General features: G+C 59.3%; 12 protein-coding genes and 6 tRNA genes. 1 reads left to right on the top strand and 17 read right to left on the bottom strand.

Annotation, left to right across the window (positions count from 1 at the left end; translation table 11 throughout):
* Positions 1-147 precede the first annotated feature (147 nt).
* From IMX17_RS12605 to miaB, 7 genes are all read right to left on the bottom strand, one after another.
* Positions 148-1,044 carry an amino acid ABC transporter substrate-binding protein gene (locus tag IMX17_RS12605; RefSeq protein WP_033642166.1) on the bottom strand — a complete coding sequence of 299 codons (897 nt, stop codon included), beginning with the start codon at positions 1,042-1,044 and terminating at the stop codon, positions 148-150.
* 395 nt (positions 1,045-1,439) lie between these two features.
* Positions 1,440-2,969, bottom strand: a complete 1,530-nt coding sequence (gene lnt, locus IMX17_RS12600; protein WP_182264977.1) for an apolipoprotein N-acyltransferase — start codon at positions 2,967-2,969, stop codon at positions 1,440-1,442.
* 7 nt (positions 2,970-2,976) lie between these two features.
* Positions 2,977-3,855, bottom strand: a complete 879-nt coding sequence (corC, locus tag IMX17_RS12595) for a CNNM family magnesium/cobalt transport protein CorC (protein WP_004939973.1) — start codon at positions 3,853-3,855, stop codon at positions 2,977-2,979.
* 84 nt (positions 3,856-3,939) lie between these two features.
* Entirely contained in the window at positions 3,940-4,413 is a 474-nt protein-coding gene (gene ybeY / locus IMX17_RS12590; protein WP_004939970.1) for an rRNA maturation RNase YbeY, read from the bottom strand.
* Positions 4,410-5,441: a PhoH family protein gene (locus tag IMX17_RS12585; RefSeq protein ID WP_170853105.1), complete on the bottom strand. Its 1,032-nt coding sequence runs from the start codon at positions 5,439-5,441 to the stop codon at positions 4,410-4,412. Before IMX17_RS12585 ends, ybeY begins: the two co-directional genes overlap by 4 nt.
* Positions 5,442-5,699: 258 nt before the next feature.
* On the bottom strand, positions 5,700-6,035 hold the full coding sequence (locus IMX17_RS12580) for a zinc ribbon domain-containing protein YjdM (RefSeq protein WP_004939967.1): 336 nt from the start codon (positions 6,033-6,035) through the stop codon (positions 5,700-5,702).
* Between the two features lie 120 nt (positions 6,036-6,155).
* Positions 6,156-7,580 carry a tRNA (N6-isopentenyl adenosine(37)-C2)-methylthiotransferase MiaB gene (gene miaB / locus IMX17_RS12575; protein ID WP_004939964.1) on the bottom strand — a complete coding sequence of 475 codons (1,425 nt, stop codon included), beginning with the start codon at positions 7,578-7,580 and terminating at the stop codon, positions 6,156-6,158.
* A 197-nt stretch (positions 7,581-7,777) separates the two neighbouring features.
* Here miaB and ubiF point away from each other — a divergent pair, with 197 nt between their 5' ends.
* Positions 7,778-8,959 carry a 3-demethoxyubiquinol 3-hydroxylase gene (ubiF, locus tag IMX17_RS12570; protein WP_094143970.1) on the top strand — a complete coding sequence of 394 codons (1,182 nt, stop codon included), beginning with the start codon at positions 7,778-7,780 and terminating at the stop codon, positions 8,957-8,959.
* 88 nt (positions 8,960-9,047) lie between these two features.
* On the opposite strand, the gene IMX17_RS12565 is transcribed toward ubiF, so the two are convergent.
* From IMX17_RS12565 to IMX17_RS12520, 10 genes are all read right to left on the bottom strand, one after another.
* Positions 9,048-9,122: transfer RNA gene (locus IMX17_RS12565), tRNA-Gln, on the bottom strand.
* A 4-nt stretch (positions 9,123-9,126) separates the two neighbouring features.
* Positions 9,127-9,203 (bottom strand) — tRNA-Met (locus IMX17_RS12560).
* Positions 9,204-9,244: 41 nt separating this feature from the next.
* Positions 9,245-9,319: transfer RNA gene (locus IMX17_RS12555), tRNA-Gln, on the bottom strand.
* Between the two features lie 44 nt (positions 9,320-9,363).
* Positions 9,364-9,438: transfer RNA gene (locus IMX17_RS12550), tRNA-Gln, on the bottom strand.
* Between the two features lie 30 nt (positions 9,439-9,468).
* Positions 9,469-9,553: transfer RNA gene (locus tag IMX17_RS12545), tRNA-Leu, on the bottom strand.
* A gap of 16 nt (positions 9,554-9,569) precedes the next feature.
* Positions 9,570-9,646 (bottom strand) — tRNA-Met (locus tag IMX17_RS12540).
* 218 nt (positions 9,647-9,864) lie between these two features.
* Positions 9,865-11,529 (bottom strand): asparagine synthase B, encoded by a 1,665-nt coding sequence (asnB, locus tag IMX17_RS12535; RefSeq protein ID WP_033642171.1) that lies wholly within the window; start codon positions 11,527-11,529, stop codon positions 9,865-9,867.
* Positions 11,530-11,812: 283 nt separating this feature from the next.
* A complete protein-coding gene (locus IMX17_RS12530) occupies positions 11,813-13,255 on the bottom strand; it encodes a glycosyl hydrolase family 18 protein (protein ID WP_046896774.1) in 1,443 nt (480 codons plus the stop codon).
* A 190-nt stretch (positions 13,256-13,445) separates the two neighbouring features.
* Positions 13,446-14,198, bottom strand: a complete 753-nt coding sequence (locus IMX17_RS12525) for an HAD-IIA family hydrolase (RefSeq protein ID WP_004939957.1) — start codon at positions 14,196-14,198, stop codon at positions 13,446-13,448.
* A gap of 67 nt (positions 14,199-14,265) precedes the next feature.
* Positions 14,266-15,486 (bottom strand): N-acetylglucosamine repressor, encoded by a 1,221-nt coding sequence (locus tag IMX17_RS12520; RefSeq protein ID WP_019454064.1) that lies wholly within the window; start codon positions 15,484-15,486, stop codon positions 14,266-14,268.
* Between the last annotated feature and the right edge of the window lie 6 nt (positions 15,487-15,492).

Below are 15,492 nucleotides of genomic sequence, written 5' to 3'. Positions count from 1 at the left end.
CCAGTTGGGCTGGCTTGTTGTGTGCGGAGATCGGTGACGCGCCTTGGGGAAAATGAGGGAGGGGAACGGCCCCCCTCATTCCTGTCTGTCCCAGTCATCAACTGGGCCGGTTTGGCTTGGCGGCCGCCCCGGCTTTATTCTATTGAGTCAGTTCAACGCTTTGTCGTTAGGCGCTTTGAACAGTTGCTTCATGTCGTCCGACAGCTCGAAGTTCATGTTTAGGTTTTTCGGTGGGATAGGCTGCTTGAACCATTTATCAAACCACTTGGCCGCTTCACCGGAGGTTTGCGCCTGGGCGATAGTGTCATCGACCAGTTTCTTGAACTCAGGATCGTCTTTACGCAGCATGCAGCCGTAGGCTTCTTTCGACTGCGGCGTGCCGATGATTTCCCATTGATCCGGCTTCTTGGCTTTGGCGCGCTCGCCCGCCAGCAGGGCGTCATCCATCATGAAGGCCACCGCGCGGCCGCTTTCCAGGGTGCGGAAGGAGTCGCCGTGGTCTTTGGCGCTGATGATGCGCATGTTCATTTTGTCGCTGTCGTTCAGTTTGTTCAGCAACACTTCGGACGTGGTGCCGGAGGTGACCACCACCGGTTTGCCGGCCAGGTCTTTAAAGTCTTTGATGTCGGAGCCTTTCTTCACCAGCAGGCGGGTGCCGACCACAAAGATGGTGTCGGAGAAGGCGGCCTGTTTCTGGCGCTCTACGTTATTGGTGGTAGAGCCGCATTCGAAGTCATAGGTGCCGTTTTGCAGCAGCGGGATGCGGTTCTGCGAGGTAATCGGCAGCATTTTCACCTGCAGATTCGGTGCATTCAGCTTTTTCTTAACGGCTTCAACGATTTGGTTGGAGTAGTCCTGAGAGTAGCCCACAACTTTTTGCTGGTTGTCGTAGTAGGAAAAGGGCACAGACGATTCGCGGTGGCCGACAACGATAACGCCGTTGTCTTTGATTTTCTTCAGCGTACCGGTCAGGTCTTCCGCGTGCGCCACGCTACCTGCCATACCGAGCAGCAGTAACGATAACGCCAATTTACGCATTTGCATGGTCCAACTCCTTTGCTGTTGTGGTGGCTCTGACTAAAGAGCGTCAGGTTTAAATCGACTATTTATTGCTCAGGTTATAAAGATAGTCTTAGAACGGATAGCCGTTAAAAAATAACCGATTGTGAATATCTTGAAACTAAAATGTTTCATTTTTTGAGACGCCGCGCGCACCAAATCAATGCAACCAAACCCCGACGCACCCGCATGGTGCGTTCGGTGCCTCCAAAATGTGCACGGGTGCGACAAAACGTCAGCAAAAGTTAACCGACGTGCGATGTCACCTTAGATAAAGCAAGGAGTGTGCCAGCCGCGTTGATTTAACGACGTTTTCTGACCGAGGTGGGGGAACGTTTACGGAAACGCGGGGCGCGGCGGGCGCGCCCCGGCGAACAGGACTATTTGCGGCGCAGGCCCAACATCAGCGCCCAACCGCCCAGCAACAGGGTGATCACCCACAGCGGCGCGGCGCCGAAACGCGCGTAAGGCGTGACGCCGGTGGTCGGTGTGACCTTCACTTCAAGCACCTGACGAGTGAACTGCGGGATCTCGGCGATCACCTCGCCGTTCGCGTCCACCGCGGCGGTGACGCCGTTGTTGGTGCTGCGCAGCAGCGGCCGGCCCAGTTCCAGCGCCCGCATGCGCGCCATCTGGAAGTGCTGCCATGGGCCGATGGAGTGGCCGAACCAGGCGTCGTTGGAGATGGTCAGCAGGAAGTTGGTGTCCGGGCGGAAGTTATCGCGCACCTGCTGGCCCAACACGATTTCGTAGCAAATGGCCGCCGTCAGGTTGTAGCCGCGTACGCTGAGCTGCGGTTGTACGTAGTCGCCGCGGCTGAAGGAGGACATCGGCAGGTCGAAGAACGGCGCCAGCGGCCGCAGCAGTGTCTCCAGCGGCACAAACTCGCCGAACGGCACCAGGTGGTGCTTGTTGTAGCGATCGTTGGCAGGGTAGCTGTACGGCGTCGGTTCACCGAGCACGATGGCGCTGTTATAGATTTGCTGGCCCTGCGGCGTGGCGCGCACGTCGACGATGCCGGTGATGAGGCTGCTGTTCTTCGCCCGCATCAGGTCGTCCATCATCGTCAGGAAGCCGTTCTGATTGGCTTCATAATCCGGGATGGCGGATTCCGGCCAGATGACGATCGGCGCCTTGCCCATGTAGGGACGGGTTTCGTCCAGATAGGTTTGCAGCGTGCTGACCAGCGCTTTCGGATCCCATTTCATCGATTGAGCGATGTTGCCTTGCACCATGGCGACATTCACCGCTTTATCCGTCTGCGGGGTAAACCACTGCAGCTGGCGCAGCGGCCATGGCAACAGCAGCAGCGCGGCGGCGATCACCGCCGCCGAGAGGCGGCGCTGATTGACGGCGTACACCAGCAGGCCGGCGATGGCCATCAGCACAAAGGTGATGGCGTCGACGCCCAGCAGCGGCGCGATGCCTTTCAGCGGGCCGTTAATCTGGCTGTAGCCGAACTGCAACCACGGGAAGCCGGTCAGCACCCAGCCGCGCAGGAATTCCGTGACCTGCCACAGCGCCGGCGCGGCGATGGCCAGCCGCCACCAGCGCGTAGCCGGCCACAGGCGGGTCAGCAGCCCGGCGAACAGCCCGGTATACAGCGACAGGTAAGCGGCGAGCAGCGCCACCAGGAAGACGTTGACGGCGAACGGCATGCCGCCGAAATCGGCGATGCTGACATACACCCAGTTGATGCCGCTGCCGAACAACCCGAAGCCCCAGATAAAGCCGAGCAGGGCGGACTGTTTGGTGGTGCGATTGAGGGTAACGGCCAGCAGGCCGAACAGGGAGACGATGGCCGCGGGCCAGAAATCGTAGGGCGAGAACGCCAGCGTCCCGCCGGCACCTGACAACAGCGCCAGCAGGGCGCGAACCCACTGGCGTTCAAGTAATGAGGCTTTAGCCATGTTGGATTTAATCTTCCAGTTTCGGTGGTGGAGAGTCGTCCGGAATTTTTACATGAACCTGGATGATACGTCGACTGTCTGCCATGGCAACTTTAAATAGGTAACCTTCGATTTCAATGGTTTCCCCGCGCGCCGGCAGATGGCCGAAGGCCTGCATCACCAAACCGCCGATGGTATCGACCTCGTCGTCGCTGAAATGGGTGCCGAAGGCTTCGTTGAAGTCTTCGATCGGCGCCAGCGCGCGTACGGTGTACATGTGGCGGCTGAGCTGGCGGATATCCAGATCGTCTTCGTCGTCGTATTCGTCTTCGATCTCGCCGACGATCAGTTCCAGAATGTCTTCGATGGTGACCAGGCCGGACACGCCGCCGAATTCGTCAATGACAATCGCCATGTGATAGCGCTGGGAGCGGAACTCTTTCAACATCCGGTCGACGCGCTTGCTTTCCGGCACCACCACCGCGGTGCGCAGCACTTTGTCGATGCTGAACGGCTCGGAGTCTGCGCGCATGAACGGCAGCAGATCCTTGGCCATCAGGATGCCTTCGATGTGATCTTTGTCTTCGCTGATCACCGGGAAGCGCGAGTGGGCGGAGTCGATAATCACGTCCAGGCACTCTTCCAGCGTCTGGTTGCGCTTGAGCGTCACCATCTGGGAGCGGGGGATCATGATGTCGCGCACGCGCTGTTCGGCGATATCCATCACGCCTTCCAGCATGTCGCGGGTATCAGGATCGATCAGGTCGTTTTGTTCGGAATCACGGATCAGCTCGACCAGATCGCCACGGTTTTTGGGCTCGCCGTGGAACAGCTGGTTAAGGATAAGAGTAAAGAACCCCTTCTTGGGACTGGGGCTGTCATTGCTTTGTGAATGGTCGTCGCTCATGGCGTTTTCGTTACTGTCACTCATGTCAGAGTTAAGGGGCGTCAGCGACAGCCCCGTTAGGGGCTGTAAGGTAAACGGCTGACGTCAGACGGGGTCTTTTTCCGCCAGGTACGGATCAGGATAGCCCAGTCCGTGCATGATTTCGGTTTCCAAAGACTCCATTTCTTCGGCTTCATCGTCTTCGATGTGGTCATACCCTAGCAGATGAAGGCTGCCGTGGACAACCATATGCGCCCAGTGGGCCTCCAGCGCCTTGCCTTGCTCAATCGCTTCCTGTTCAACCACCTGGCGGCAGATGATCAGATCGCCGAGCAGCGGCAGCTCGATGCCAGGCGGGGCCTCGAACGGGAAAGAGAGCACGTTGGTCGGCTTGTCTTTGCCGCGATAGGTCAGGTTCAGCTCGTGGCTTTCCGCTTCGTCCACCAGACGCACGGTGACCTCCGCCTCTTCCTGAAATTGCGGCAGCACGCCTTCGAGCCAGCGCTGGAACGTGGCTTCATCCGGCAGGCCATCGCTGCTTTCACAGGCAATCTGCAGATCCAAAATCACCTGGCTCATGGTGTCTCCTGCTCGGAGGCGGCGAGCGCCTCGCGCTTACGTTGTTCGGCAATTGCGTCTTTGCGTTTCTGTTCGGCCGCTTCCCAGGCCTCATAAGCGATGACCACGCGGGCCACCACCGGGTGGCGCACCACGTCTTCGCTGTGGAAGAAGTTGAAGCTCAGTTCTTCCACGTCCGACAGCACTTCCACCGCGTGGCGCAGGCCGGATTTCTGGTTGCGCGGCAGGTCGATCTGGGTGACGTCGCCGGTGATGACCGCCTTCGAGTTGAAACCGATGCGCGTCAGGAACATCTTCATCTGCTCGATGGTGGTGTTCTGGCTCTCATCCAGAATGATAAAGGCGTCGTTCAGCGTACGGCCGCGCATATAGGCCAGCGGCGCGACTTCGATCACGTTGCGCTCAATGAGCTTCTCCACGCGCTCGAAGCCCAGCATCTCGAACAGGGCGTCGTACAGCGGGCGCAGATAAGGATCGACCTTCTGGCTCAGATCGCCCGGCAGGAAGCCCAGCTTTTCGCCGGCTTCGACCGCAGGACGGGTCAGCAGAATGCGGCGAATTTCCTGGCGTTCCAGCGCATCCACCGCGGCGGCGACCGCCAGGTAGGTTTTGCCGGTACCGGCCGGGCCGATGCCGAAGGTGATGTCGTGATCGAGAATGTTGGCGATGTACTGCGCCTGGTTAGGCGTGCGCGGTTTCACCATGCCACGCTTGGTTTTGATGGTGACCGCCTTGCCGTAATCCGGCACGCTGTCCGCCACCTGTTCCAGCACCCGGCTCTCTTTGATAGCCAGATGGATTTGCTCCGGATCGATATCCGGGATCACGCCGCGAATCGGCGCGGTATCCACGTACAGATGGCGCAGGATATCGGCGGCGGCGACCACGCACAGGTTTTTGCCGACCAGCTTGAAGCGGTTGTCGCGACGATTGATTTCGATGCCCAATCGGCGCTCGAGTTGCTTGATGTTGTCATCAAACGGGCCGCACAGGCTGAGCAAACGCTTGTTGTCTGCGGGCTCCAACATAATTTCTTGTGTTGCGACGTTCAAACTATTCCTCTAGGTCACATCGGGCCTGGTTGATGTCACATAGCGCGTCCGGGACGCGCGCGTTCAGGACGAGCCTGAATACTCTCTTTCTTGAATTATTCATGGTGCGCCGCAACGGCGCAAGTTTACCGCTGATCTATCTGTGCGCCGTCGGCGGAATTCAAGGGAAGATAAGGAAAAAACGCGGCGGGGCGCAAAGCCCGCCGCGTCATCACAGGACAAGGCCGCCGAGAATCAGTTCTTTTTCACGAACTCGGATTTCAGTTTCATCGGGCCGAAGCCGTCGATTTTGCAGTCGATGTTGTGATCGCCTTCCACCAGACGAATGTTTTTCACCTTGGTGCCGATCTTCAGCATCGAGGAGCTGCCTTTAACCTTCAGGTCCTTGATCACGGTGACCGCGTCGCCGTCCGCCAGCAGGTTGCCGTTGGCGTCTTTGACGATCAGCGCGTCCTGATCTTCCGCCGGGGCGCTGTCGCTCCACTCGTGGGCGCACTCAGGGCAGATGAACAGGGCATTGTCCTGGTAGGTGTATTCGGAGTTGCACTTCGGGCAGTGTGGGAGTTGCATGTTATGTCGCCTCTTCAACAATAAAAAAATAAAAAAGAACATCACCGGGCGCGGGCGCCCGGCGGAGAAACGGTAAGGAGTAGCGCGAATGGGCGGCGATAAGGCGAGCCGCCACGGGCGTCAGGGCTGGTAAATGCCGACGCCCAGCGCGTTTTCTTTGCGGGTACGGGCGATCACCGACTGCGGGGATTCATGTACGCGCAGATCCATCTGCTGCTCGGTGCGCACCACTGCGCCACGCAGGGTGTTGGTCAGCACCTCGGTAATTTCCACGTCGACAAACTGGCCGATCATGTCGGGCGTGCCTTCGAAGTTTACCACACGGTTGCATTCGGTGCGCCCGGCCAGCTCCATCACGCTTTTGCGCGAGGTGCCTTCCACCAGAATGCGCTGGACGGTGCCGAGCATGCGGCGGCTGAACTGCAGCGCCTGCTGGTTGATGCGATCCTGCAGAATGTACAGCCGCTGTTTTTTCTCTTCTTCGCTGACGTCGTCAACCATGTCCGCCGCCGGCGTACCGGGGCGCGACGAATAGATGAAGCTGAAGCTGACGTCGAAGTTGACGTCGGCGATCAGGTTCATGGTCTGTTCGAAGTCGGCCTGGCTCTCGCCCGGGAAACCGACGATGAAGTCGGAGCTGAGCTGGATGTTCGGACGCGCCTTGCGCAGCTTGCGGATAATCGCCTTATACTCCAACGCGGTATGGGCGCGTTTCATCATAGTCAGAATGCGATCCGAACCGCTCTGCACCGGCAGGTGCAGGAAGCTGACCAGTTCTGGCGTGTCTTCGTACACCGCGATGATGTCATCGGTGAACTCGATAGGGTGGCTGGTGGTGAAGCGAATGCGATCGATGCCGTCGATGGCGGCCACCAGACGCAGCAGTTCGGCGAACGAGCAGATATCGCCGTCATGCGTGGCGCCGCGGTACGCGTTAACGTTTTGGCCGAGCAGGTTGACTTCGCGCACGCCCTGCGCCGCCAGTTGGGCGATTTCGAACAGCACGTCGTCGCTCGGGCGGCTCACTTCCTCGCCGCGGGTGTATGGCACCACGCAGAAAGTGCAGTATTTGTTGCAGCCTTCCATGATCGACACGAACGCGGTCGGGCCTTCGGCGCGCGGCTCCGGCAGGCGGTCGAACTTTTCGATCTCCGGGAAACTGATATCGACCACCGGGCTGCGGGTGCCCTGAACGTGGTTGATCATTTCCGGCAGGCGGTGCAGGGTCTGCGGGCCGAATACCACATCGACGCAAGGCGCGCGGCTGCGGATCAGTTCGCCTTCTTGTGAGGCCACGCAACCGCCGACGCCGATGATGACAGACGGGTTCTTCTCTTTCAGCAAGCGCCAGCGCCCCAGCATGGCGAAAACTTTTTCCTGCGCTTTTTCACGGATCGAGCAGGTGTTCAGCAACAGCACGTCCGCTTCCTCGGCGTTGTCGGTCCACTCGAAGCCGTGCGTGCTGTTCAACAGGTCGGCCATTTTCGATGAATCGTACTCATTCATCTGGCAGCCCCAGGTTTTGATATGTAGTTTTTTCGTCATTGACTTGCCATTACTCAGTGCGGAGCAAAAGTTGCGTTACGCGACATGCAGGGCGCGTATTGTAATCATTTGCCGCCGTTGTGACCAGCGCGGGGGAAAATGGCACGCAACCTGAAGCCGAAGCGAAAATCCGGTACACTGCGCAAAACGCCATGTCGGGTGGGATGGCGAGCATTCACATAGAAAACATAGCCAATATGAAGACATCTCAAAATCGGTATGACGCGGTGGTGGTGGGCGGCGGCATGGTCGGCGCGGCGGCGGCTCTGGGCCTGGCGCAGGCGGGCTGGTCGGTGGCGTTGCTGGAACATCAGGCGCCGCAGGCGTTCGAGGCGCAAAGCCCGCCGGACCTGCGCATTTCCGCTATCGGCTGCACCTCGGTGGGGCTGCTGAAACAGCTTGGCGCCTGGCCCGCCGTGACGGCGATGCGCACGGCGCCGTATCGCCGGCTGGAGACCTGGGAATGGGCGTCGTCGCGCGTGGCGTTCGATGCGGTATCGCTGGGGCTGCCGGAGTTGGGCTTTATGGTGGAAAACCGCATTTTGCAGCTGGCGCTGTGGCAGCAGTTCGCACAGTGCGCCAATTTGACGCTACTGTGCCCCGCCAGGCTGCAATCGCTGCAGCGGGCGGACAAGGCCTGGCAACTGACGCTGGACAGCGGCGAAACGCTGCAGGCGCGGCTGGTTGTCGGCGCCGACGGCGCCAACTCGCAGGTGCGCAAGCTGGCGGCGATCGGCACCAACGGCTGGCAGTATCGTCAGGCGTGCATGTTGATCACCGTCGATACCGGCGCGCCGCAGCAGGATGTGACCTGGCAGCGCTTCTTCCCGTCAGGGCCGCGCGCTTTCCTGCCGCTGTACGACAGCTGGGCGTCGCTGGTGTGGTATGACAGCCCGCAGCGCATTCGCCAACTGCAGGCGATGCCGCCGGCGCAGCTGGAGCGCGAGATCGCCGCCGCTTTTCCGGCGCGACTGGGCCCGGTCAAGGTGCACGCCGCCGGATCGTTCCCGTTGACGCGCCGTCATGCGCAGCGCTACGTGCTGCCGGGCCTGGCGCTGCTGGGCGATGCGGCGCATACCATCAATCCGCTGGCCGGGCAGGGCGTCAATCTGGGATATCGCGATGTGGATGCCTTGCTGAACGTGCTGAGCGAGGCGCGGGAGCAGGGAGAAGACTGGAGCGGCGAGGCGGTGCTGCTGCGCTATCAACGCCGCCGCCGTACTGACAATCTGTTGATGCAGAGCGGCATGGATCTGTTCTATACCGCCTTCAGCAATAACCTGGCGCCGCTGACCGTGGCGCGCAATCTGGCGCTGATGGCCGCGCAGCGGGCGGGCAAGCTGAAAGAGCATGCGTTGAAGTATGCCTTGGGATTGTAACCGACAGGGCTCAGCGGTGGCTGGGCCTATTTAAGGTTGGCTGAACGGCAGACAGCAAAAAGCCCGCCGAAGCGGGCTTTTCTAAATATGGCTGGGGTGCCAGGATTCGAACCTGGGTATGCTGGTATCAGAAACCAGAGCCTTACCGCTTGGCGACACCCCAATTATGGTGGCTACGACGGGATTTGAACCTGTGACCCCATCATTATGAGTGATGTGCTCTAACCAGCTGAGCTACGTAGCCGATGTTACTTTTTACTTCTTTGATTTGCAAGCAGTTTTTTATGGCTGGGGTACCTGGATTCGAACCAGGGAATGCCGGTATCAAAAACCGGTGCCTTACCGCTTGGCGATACCCCACCTGCAAACAAATCTTATGTTGAAACCCCATTCCCGAAAGAATATGGCTGGGGTACCTGGATTCGAACCAGGGAATGCCGGTATCAAAAACCGGTGCCTTACCGCTTGGCGATACCCCATCAACATACTGCGCCGACGATGAAGAGAAATGGTGCGGGAGGCGAGACTTGAACTCGCACACCTTGCGGCGCCAGAACCTAAATCTGGTGCGTCTACCAATTTCGCCACTCCCGCAAATACAAAAAAGAGATGGTGGCTACGACGGGATTCGAACCTGTGACCCCATCATTATGAGTGATGTGCTCTAACCAGCTGAGCTACGTAGCCCTCTTTTTTTGCTTTGCCTTCATCGGCGTTGCGGGGCGCATTATGCGTATATGACCGATTTGCGTCAACAAGTTTTTTCCCGAAAAAGCGCCCGGAAGCGCCGTTTGTCTGGGTTGTGAACATTATGGCGATAAAATCGGCAATTCAGGCAGTTGGCGGGCGGAAAAGGCAACAAAAAGGCGGGCCAAAAGGCCCGCCCCGGGGAAAATGCCGCGCGATTATTTATAGGCGGCCTGGTGCACGCCGACGGCGCGGCCGGAAGGATCGTCCATCTTCTTGAACGATTCATCCCACTCGATGGCCTTGGCGGACGAGCAGGCGACGGATGGGCCGCCCGGCACGCATTCGGCGGCGCTCGGCAGCGGGAACAGCTCCTCGAAGATTTCGCGGTACAGGTAGCCTTCTTTCGACGTCGGCGTGTTGTACGGGAAGCGGAAACGCGCGGTTTCGAGCTGTTGATCGCTAATTTGCTGCGCAGCCACCTCTTTTAGCGTGTCGATCCAGCTGTAGCCGACGCCGTCGGAGAACTGCTCTTTCTGGCGCCAGGCCACGCTGGCCGGCAAATAAGACTCGAAACATTCGCGAACGATGTGTTTTTCCATTTTGCCGTTGCCGCACATTTTATCTTTCGGGTTGATGCGCATCGCCACGTCGAGGAATTTCTTGTCCAGGAACGGCACGCGGGCTTCGACGCCCCAGGCGGACATCGCCTTGTTGGCGCGTGCGCAGTCGAACATGTGCAGCGCCAGCAGTTTGCGTACGGTCTCTTCGTGGAATTCGCGGGCGTCCGGCGCCTTATGGAAGTACAGGTAGCCGCCGAACACTTCGTCCGCGCCTTCGCCGGAAAGCACCATCTTGATGCCCATCGCCTTGATTTTGCGCGACATCAGGTACATCGGCGTCGACGCGCGGATGGTGGTGACGTCATAGGTTTCGATGTGGTAAATCACGTCGCGGATGGCGTCCAGCCCTTCCTGCACGGTGAAGTGGATCTCATGGTGCACGGTGCCCAGATGGTTGGCCACCTCCTGCGCGGCGCGCAGATCCGGCGAGCCTTCCAGCCCGACGGCGAAGGAGTGCAGCTGCGGCCACCAGGCTTCGCTGCGTTCCTGATCTTCCACGCGGCGCGCGGCGTACTTCTTGGTGATCGCCGAAATGACCGAGGAATCCAGCCCGCCCGACAGCAGCACGCCGTAAGGCACGTCGGACATCAGGTGGCTTTTCACCGACTCTTCCAGCGCGGTGCGCAGGGCGGCGGCGTCGGTCACGTTGTCCTTGACGCTGTCGTAATCGAACCAGTCGCGGCGATAGTATTCGCGGATCTGGCCGTCCTGGCTCCACAGGTAGCTGCCGGCCGGGAATTCCTTGATGGTGCGGCACACCGGCACCAGCGCTTTCATTTCCGAGGCAACGTACAGGTTGCCGTGTTCGTCATGGCCCATGTACAGCGGGATGATGCCCAGGTGATCGCGGCCGATCAGGTAGGCGTCTTTTTCGGTGTCATACAGGGCAAAGGCGAACATGCCTTGCAGATCGTCGAGGAACTCCGGGCCTTTCTCCTGATACAGCGCCAGGATCACTTCACAGTCGGAGCCGGTCTGGAAGGCATAGCGGTCGCTCAGCTGTTGGCGCAGCGCCTGGTGGTTGTAAATTTCGCCGTTGACCGCCAGAACGTGGGTGTGCGCAGCGTTGTACAGCGGTTGAGCGCCGTTGTTGACGTCGACGATCGACAGGCGTTCGTGAGCCAGAATGGCTTTGTCGCTGGCGTAAACGCCGGACCAATCCGGGCCGCGGTGGCGCATCAGACGTGACAGCTCCAGCGCTTTCTTACGCAGTTCAACGGGATCGGACTTCAGATCGAGCACACCGAAAATAGAACACATACAACTCTCCTAACGGGCTTTTATGACTGTGATGTTGTTTTTACTGTTATGGGCAGCATTGCCGATTTATCAGCGATAACGCGGTTTTGCTGCGCTGTGGTTATGAAAATGCGCCAAAAGCTGCAGAGGTTGCAAGCGTTTTAGCCATGCGCTGAGAAATAGTTGTTTGCGTGGCTGAGGTTTTTAACGGATTTTCAGTTATTGGCGTGAAAAATTATCGATTATGCAATTTTTAGCGTGATGGCGGGATTGCCGGCCAGTTTGACCGGCAATCGATTAGCGATTAGGCGATGAGCTGCCAGAGAGTGAACGCGGCATCCGGCGTCCAGCCGGCATTGGAGGTGTGCGCCTGAATACAGGTGTATTTCTTGCCTTTATAACTCACGACGTCGCCGGCTTTGTAGCTGTGGTTGTTCTGCCACTCGGGCGCGCCCGGATCGGGCGGCGTACCGTCATTGGCGGTTTTGACCGCCAGCGCGCTGCTCGGCAGGGAGGTATTGCCCTGGGTGTCGGTCGCGGTAACGAAGTAGCTGTACTGGGTTGCCGGCGTCAGACCGCTGTCGGCCAGCGACAGACCGGCGGTTTGGCCGATCGGGTTGCCGTCGCGGTAGACGGTGTAGCTGGCGATCGGTGAGGCGCCGGTGGCGGCGGCCCAGCTCAGTTTCAGCGAGGTGGCGCCCAGCTCTGCGACCGTCAGCGCCGTCGGCGCATTAGGCTTTCCCGGCGGTGGGGTGACGCCGCCCTGAATCAGCGGCGCATAGCGGGTTTTGAACTCCCAATTGTAGGCGACGCCGGCTTTGCTCTTGCCGTTATCCCAGTTGATTGACCAGGTCATCAGGCCCTTGATCGACAGGTTTTTGGCGTCGAGACGCGAGAAAGCGTTATACACCGCCTGTTTGTTGACCACGTAGCCGGTGGCGGCGGCATCGTTGTTGCTCGGCAGGCCGATGACGAATTTCGCCGCCGGGATCTTCGCATAGCCGCGGGTGCCGGTAACCAGGCTTTCCGTCAGGTAGTAGAGGAAGTCCTCTTTCAGGGCGTCGTTATTCTGCGTGATCCAGGCATTGAGTTCATCCACCCAAATACCGTCGCCGCCCTGGTTATAATATTGCGGCGCGATAAAGTCGTAATAGCCTTCGAGGGCATTAATATAATCCAGGTAGGTGCCGTTGGTGCGTAAATACGGGAATTCCGGCGCCATGCTGATAATAAAGTTTTTTCCCTGCGCGGCGTAATGGTCTTTTACTTTTTTCAACGCCGCTGGCAAGACGGTTTTATTATTGGCGGCGCCGATCGCCGCCTGTTCCAGATCGATATCCAGGCCGTCGAAGCCATAGACTTCCACCAGGCGAATAATCTCGTCTTTCAGCTTGTCTTCGTCGCCGGTTTTCAGCTCGATATGCGCGTCTGCGCCGCCGAGGGAGATCAGCACCGCGCGGCCCTGGCTGTTCAGCACGCCCACCTGGCGGCGGAACTCAGCGTCGGACAGGTTGTAAGGCTTGAAGGTCGGGATGCCCTGGCCTTTCATAAAGGCGACGGCCACCACGTTGTACTCGGCGGGAATGTCGGTCAGGTTCATATTGGTGAACTGGCCCTGCTGATAGCCGTCACTGGCGCCGGCGGCCCAGTTGTGCCAGAAACCCATCAGGATCTTTTTATTGGCGATAGACGGCATAATGGCCGCGTCATCGGCGGCGACGGCATTAATAGTGTTATTTGTGCTCATGGTAGCCTCATTAATTAGGGGTAAGGGTTTTCCGCTCGCCGGCAATATCAGCTATTGGCGGGGCGTAACGTTATAATGAGGATTTTTAACGCAGGCAGGCTGAAACCTTTTATGGCCATGGACGAATTAAATTCAAACTGACGCTGAGGGAGAAGGAAATAATGGCGGCCGGGCGGCCGCCATAGCCGCATCAGAAGATGGTGATATCGGCGACGGAAGGGTAGACGTAGCTCGGGCGGAACGGCATGGTTTCGATGTCGCTCAGCGTGGAGACGCCGGACAGCACCAGCACGGTTTCCAGGCCGGCCTGGAAGCCCGCCAGAATGTCGGTGCGCAGGTTGTCGCCAACGATCACCGTCTCTTCCGAGTGCGCCTGCATTTTGTTCAGTGCGGCGCGAATGATCCACGGGCTGGGCTTGCCGACGTAAAACGGCTTGCGGCCGGTGATCTTCTCGATGGGGGCGCACAGCGCGCCGCAGGCCGGCGAGAAGCCGTGGCCGTGACTATCCGGGTTGGTGGCGATAAAGCGCGCGCCGTTGCTCACGAAGTAGGCGGCTTTATGCATCATGTCCCAGTTGTAAGAGCGGGTTTCACCGACGATCACGAAGTCCGGGTTGATGTCGGTGATGGTGAAACCGGCTTTGTACAGCTCATGGATCAAGGCGCCTTCGCCGACCACATAGGCTTTTTTGCCTTCCTGACGGCGCAGGAAATCGGCGGTGGCCATCGCCGAGGTGTAGAACGCGCTCTCCGGCACTTCCAGCCCGGCGGCGGCGAAGCGGTTCGCCAGATCCTGTGCGGTCTGTGATGGGTAGTTGGTCAGCACCACCAGCGGCATGCCTTGTTCCTGGATGCGCGCCAGGAACAGATCGGCGCCGGGAACCGGCGTATTGTCATGCAGCAGCACGCCGTCGATATCGCATATAACGTTTTTGATTTTCATTTGTCGCTGTTTCTCATGATTACGGCAGGCGAAGGGTGACGATAACACGCCTGCCAGAAGCGGCGGATCAGCTTTCCAGCAATCGCTGCAAGAGCACGCCGTTGAGCATCGCGCGTTTGGCCAGGGCGAAAGCGCCGATCGCCGAGCGATGATTGAGTTCGGAGGTCACCACCGGCAGATTTTTGCGGAAGTCCTTCAGCACCTGGGTATTGATACAGCTCTGGATCGCCGGCAGCAGCACCTTGTCCGCTTCGGTGATCTCACCGGCGATCACCACCTTCTGCGGATTGAACAGGTTGATGGCGATGGCCACCGCCTTGCCCAGATAGCGGCCTACGTGTTCGATCACTTCGCTGGCCAGCAGATCGCCGCGGTTGGCGGCCTTGCAGATGGCGTTGATGCCGCAGTCTTCCAGCGTCAGTTTGCTTGGGTAGCCCTGGCTCAGCAACTGGCGCACGCGCTGTTCGATCGCCGCGTTGGCGGCCACGGTTTCCAGGCAGCCGAAGTTGCCGCAGTGGCAGCGTTCCCCCAGCGGATCGATCTGGATATGGCCGATCTCGCCGACGTTGCCGTTGTTGCCGAGAAAAATCTGCCCGTTGACGATGATGCCGGCGCCGGTGCCGCGGTGCAGGCGCACCAGAATCGAGTCTTCGCAGTCGCGGGTGGCGCCGAAGTAGTGCTCCGCCAGCGCCAGGCTGCGGATGTCGTGGCCGACGAAGCTGGTGACGTTGAAGCGCTGCTGCAGGTTGTCCACCAGCGCCCAATTGCTGACGCTGATATGCGGCATGTAGCGCACCACGCCCAGCGCCGGATCCACCAGGCCGGGCAGGATCACCGCGATGGCGATCAGCTCGCGCAGGCGGCGCTGGTTAGCGTCGATGAATTGGGCGATGGCGGCGAACAGCGCATTCTCCAGCGTTTCTTGAGTGCGTTCCGGCAGCGGATAGTGTTCTTCGCTGAGCGACTTGCCGCTCATGTCATACAGGGTGATAGTGGCGTCGTGGCGGCCGAGACGCACCGCGACGGTATGGAAATGACGGGTTTCCGACACGATGGAGATCGCGCGGCGGCCGCCGGTGGAGGCTTGCTGATCGACTTCTTTGATCAGCCCGCGCTCCAGCAGCTGGCGAGTAATTTTGGTGACGCTGGCGGGGGCGAGCTGGCTGAGTTCGGCAATCTGAATGCGCGAGATCGGGCCCTGCTGGTCGATCAGGCGGTAAACTGCCGCGCCGTTAAGTTGTTTGACTAAGTCAACGTTCCCTATTTGTGCTTGTCCGCCAGTGCTCATCAATAA

It is taken from the genome of Serratia sp. X3, from assembly GCF_014982455.1.
Classification (GTDB): domain Bacteria; phylum Pseudomonadota; class Gammaproteobacteria; order Enterobacterales; family Enterobacteriaceae; genus Serratia; species Serratia ureilytica.
The sequence above is the reverse complement of the archived record's forward strand: the minus strand, read 5'-3'. Positions and strand labels throughout refer to the sequence as shown.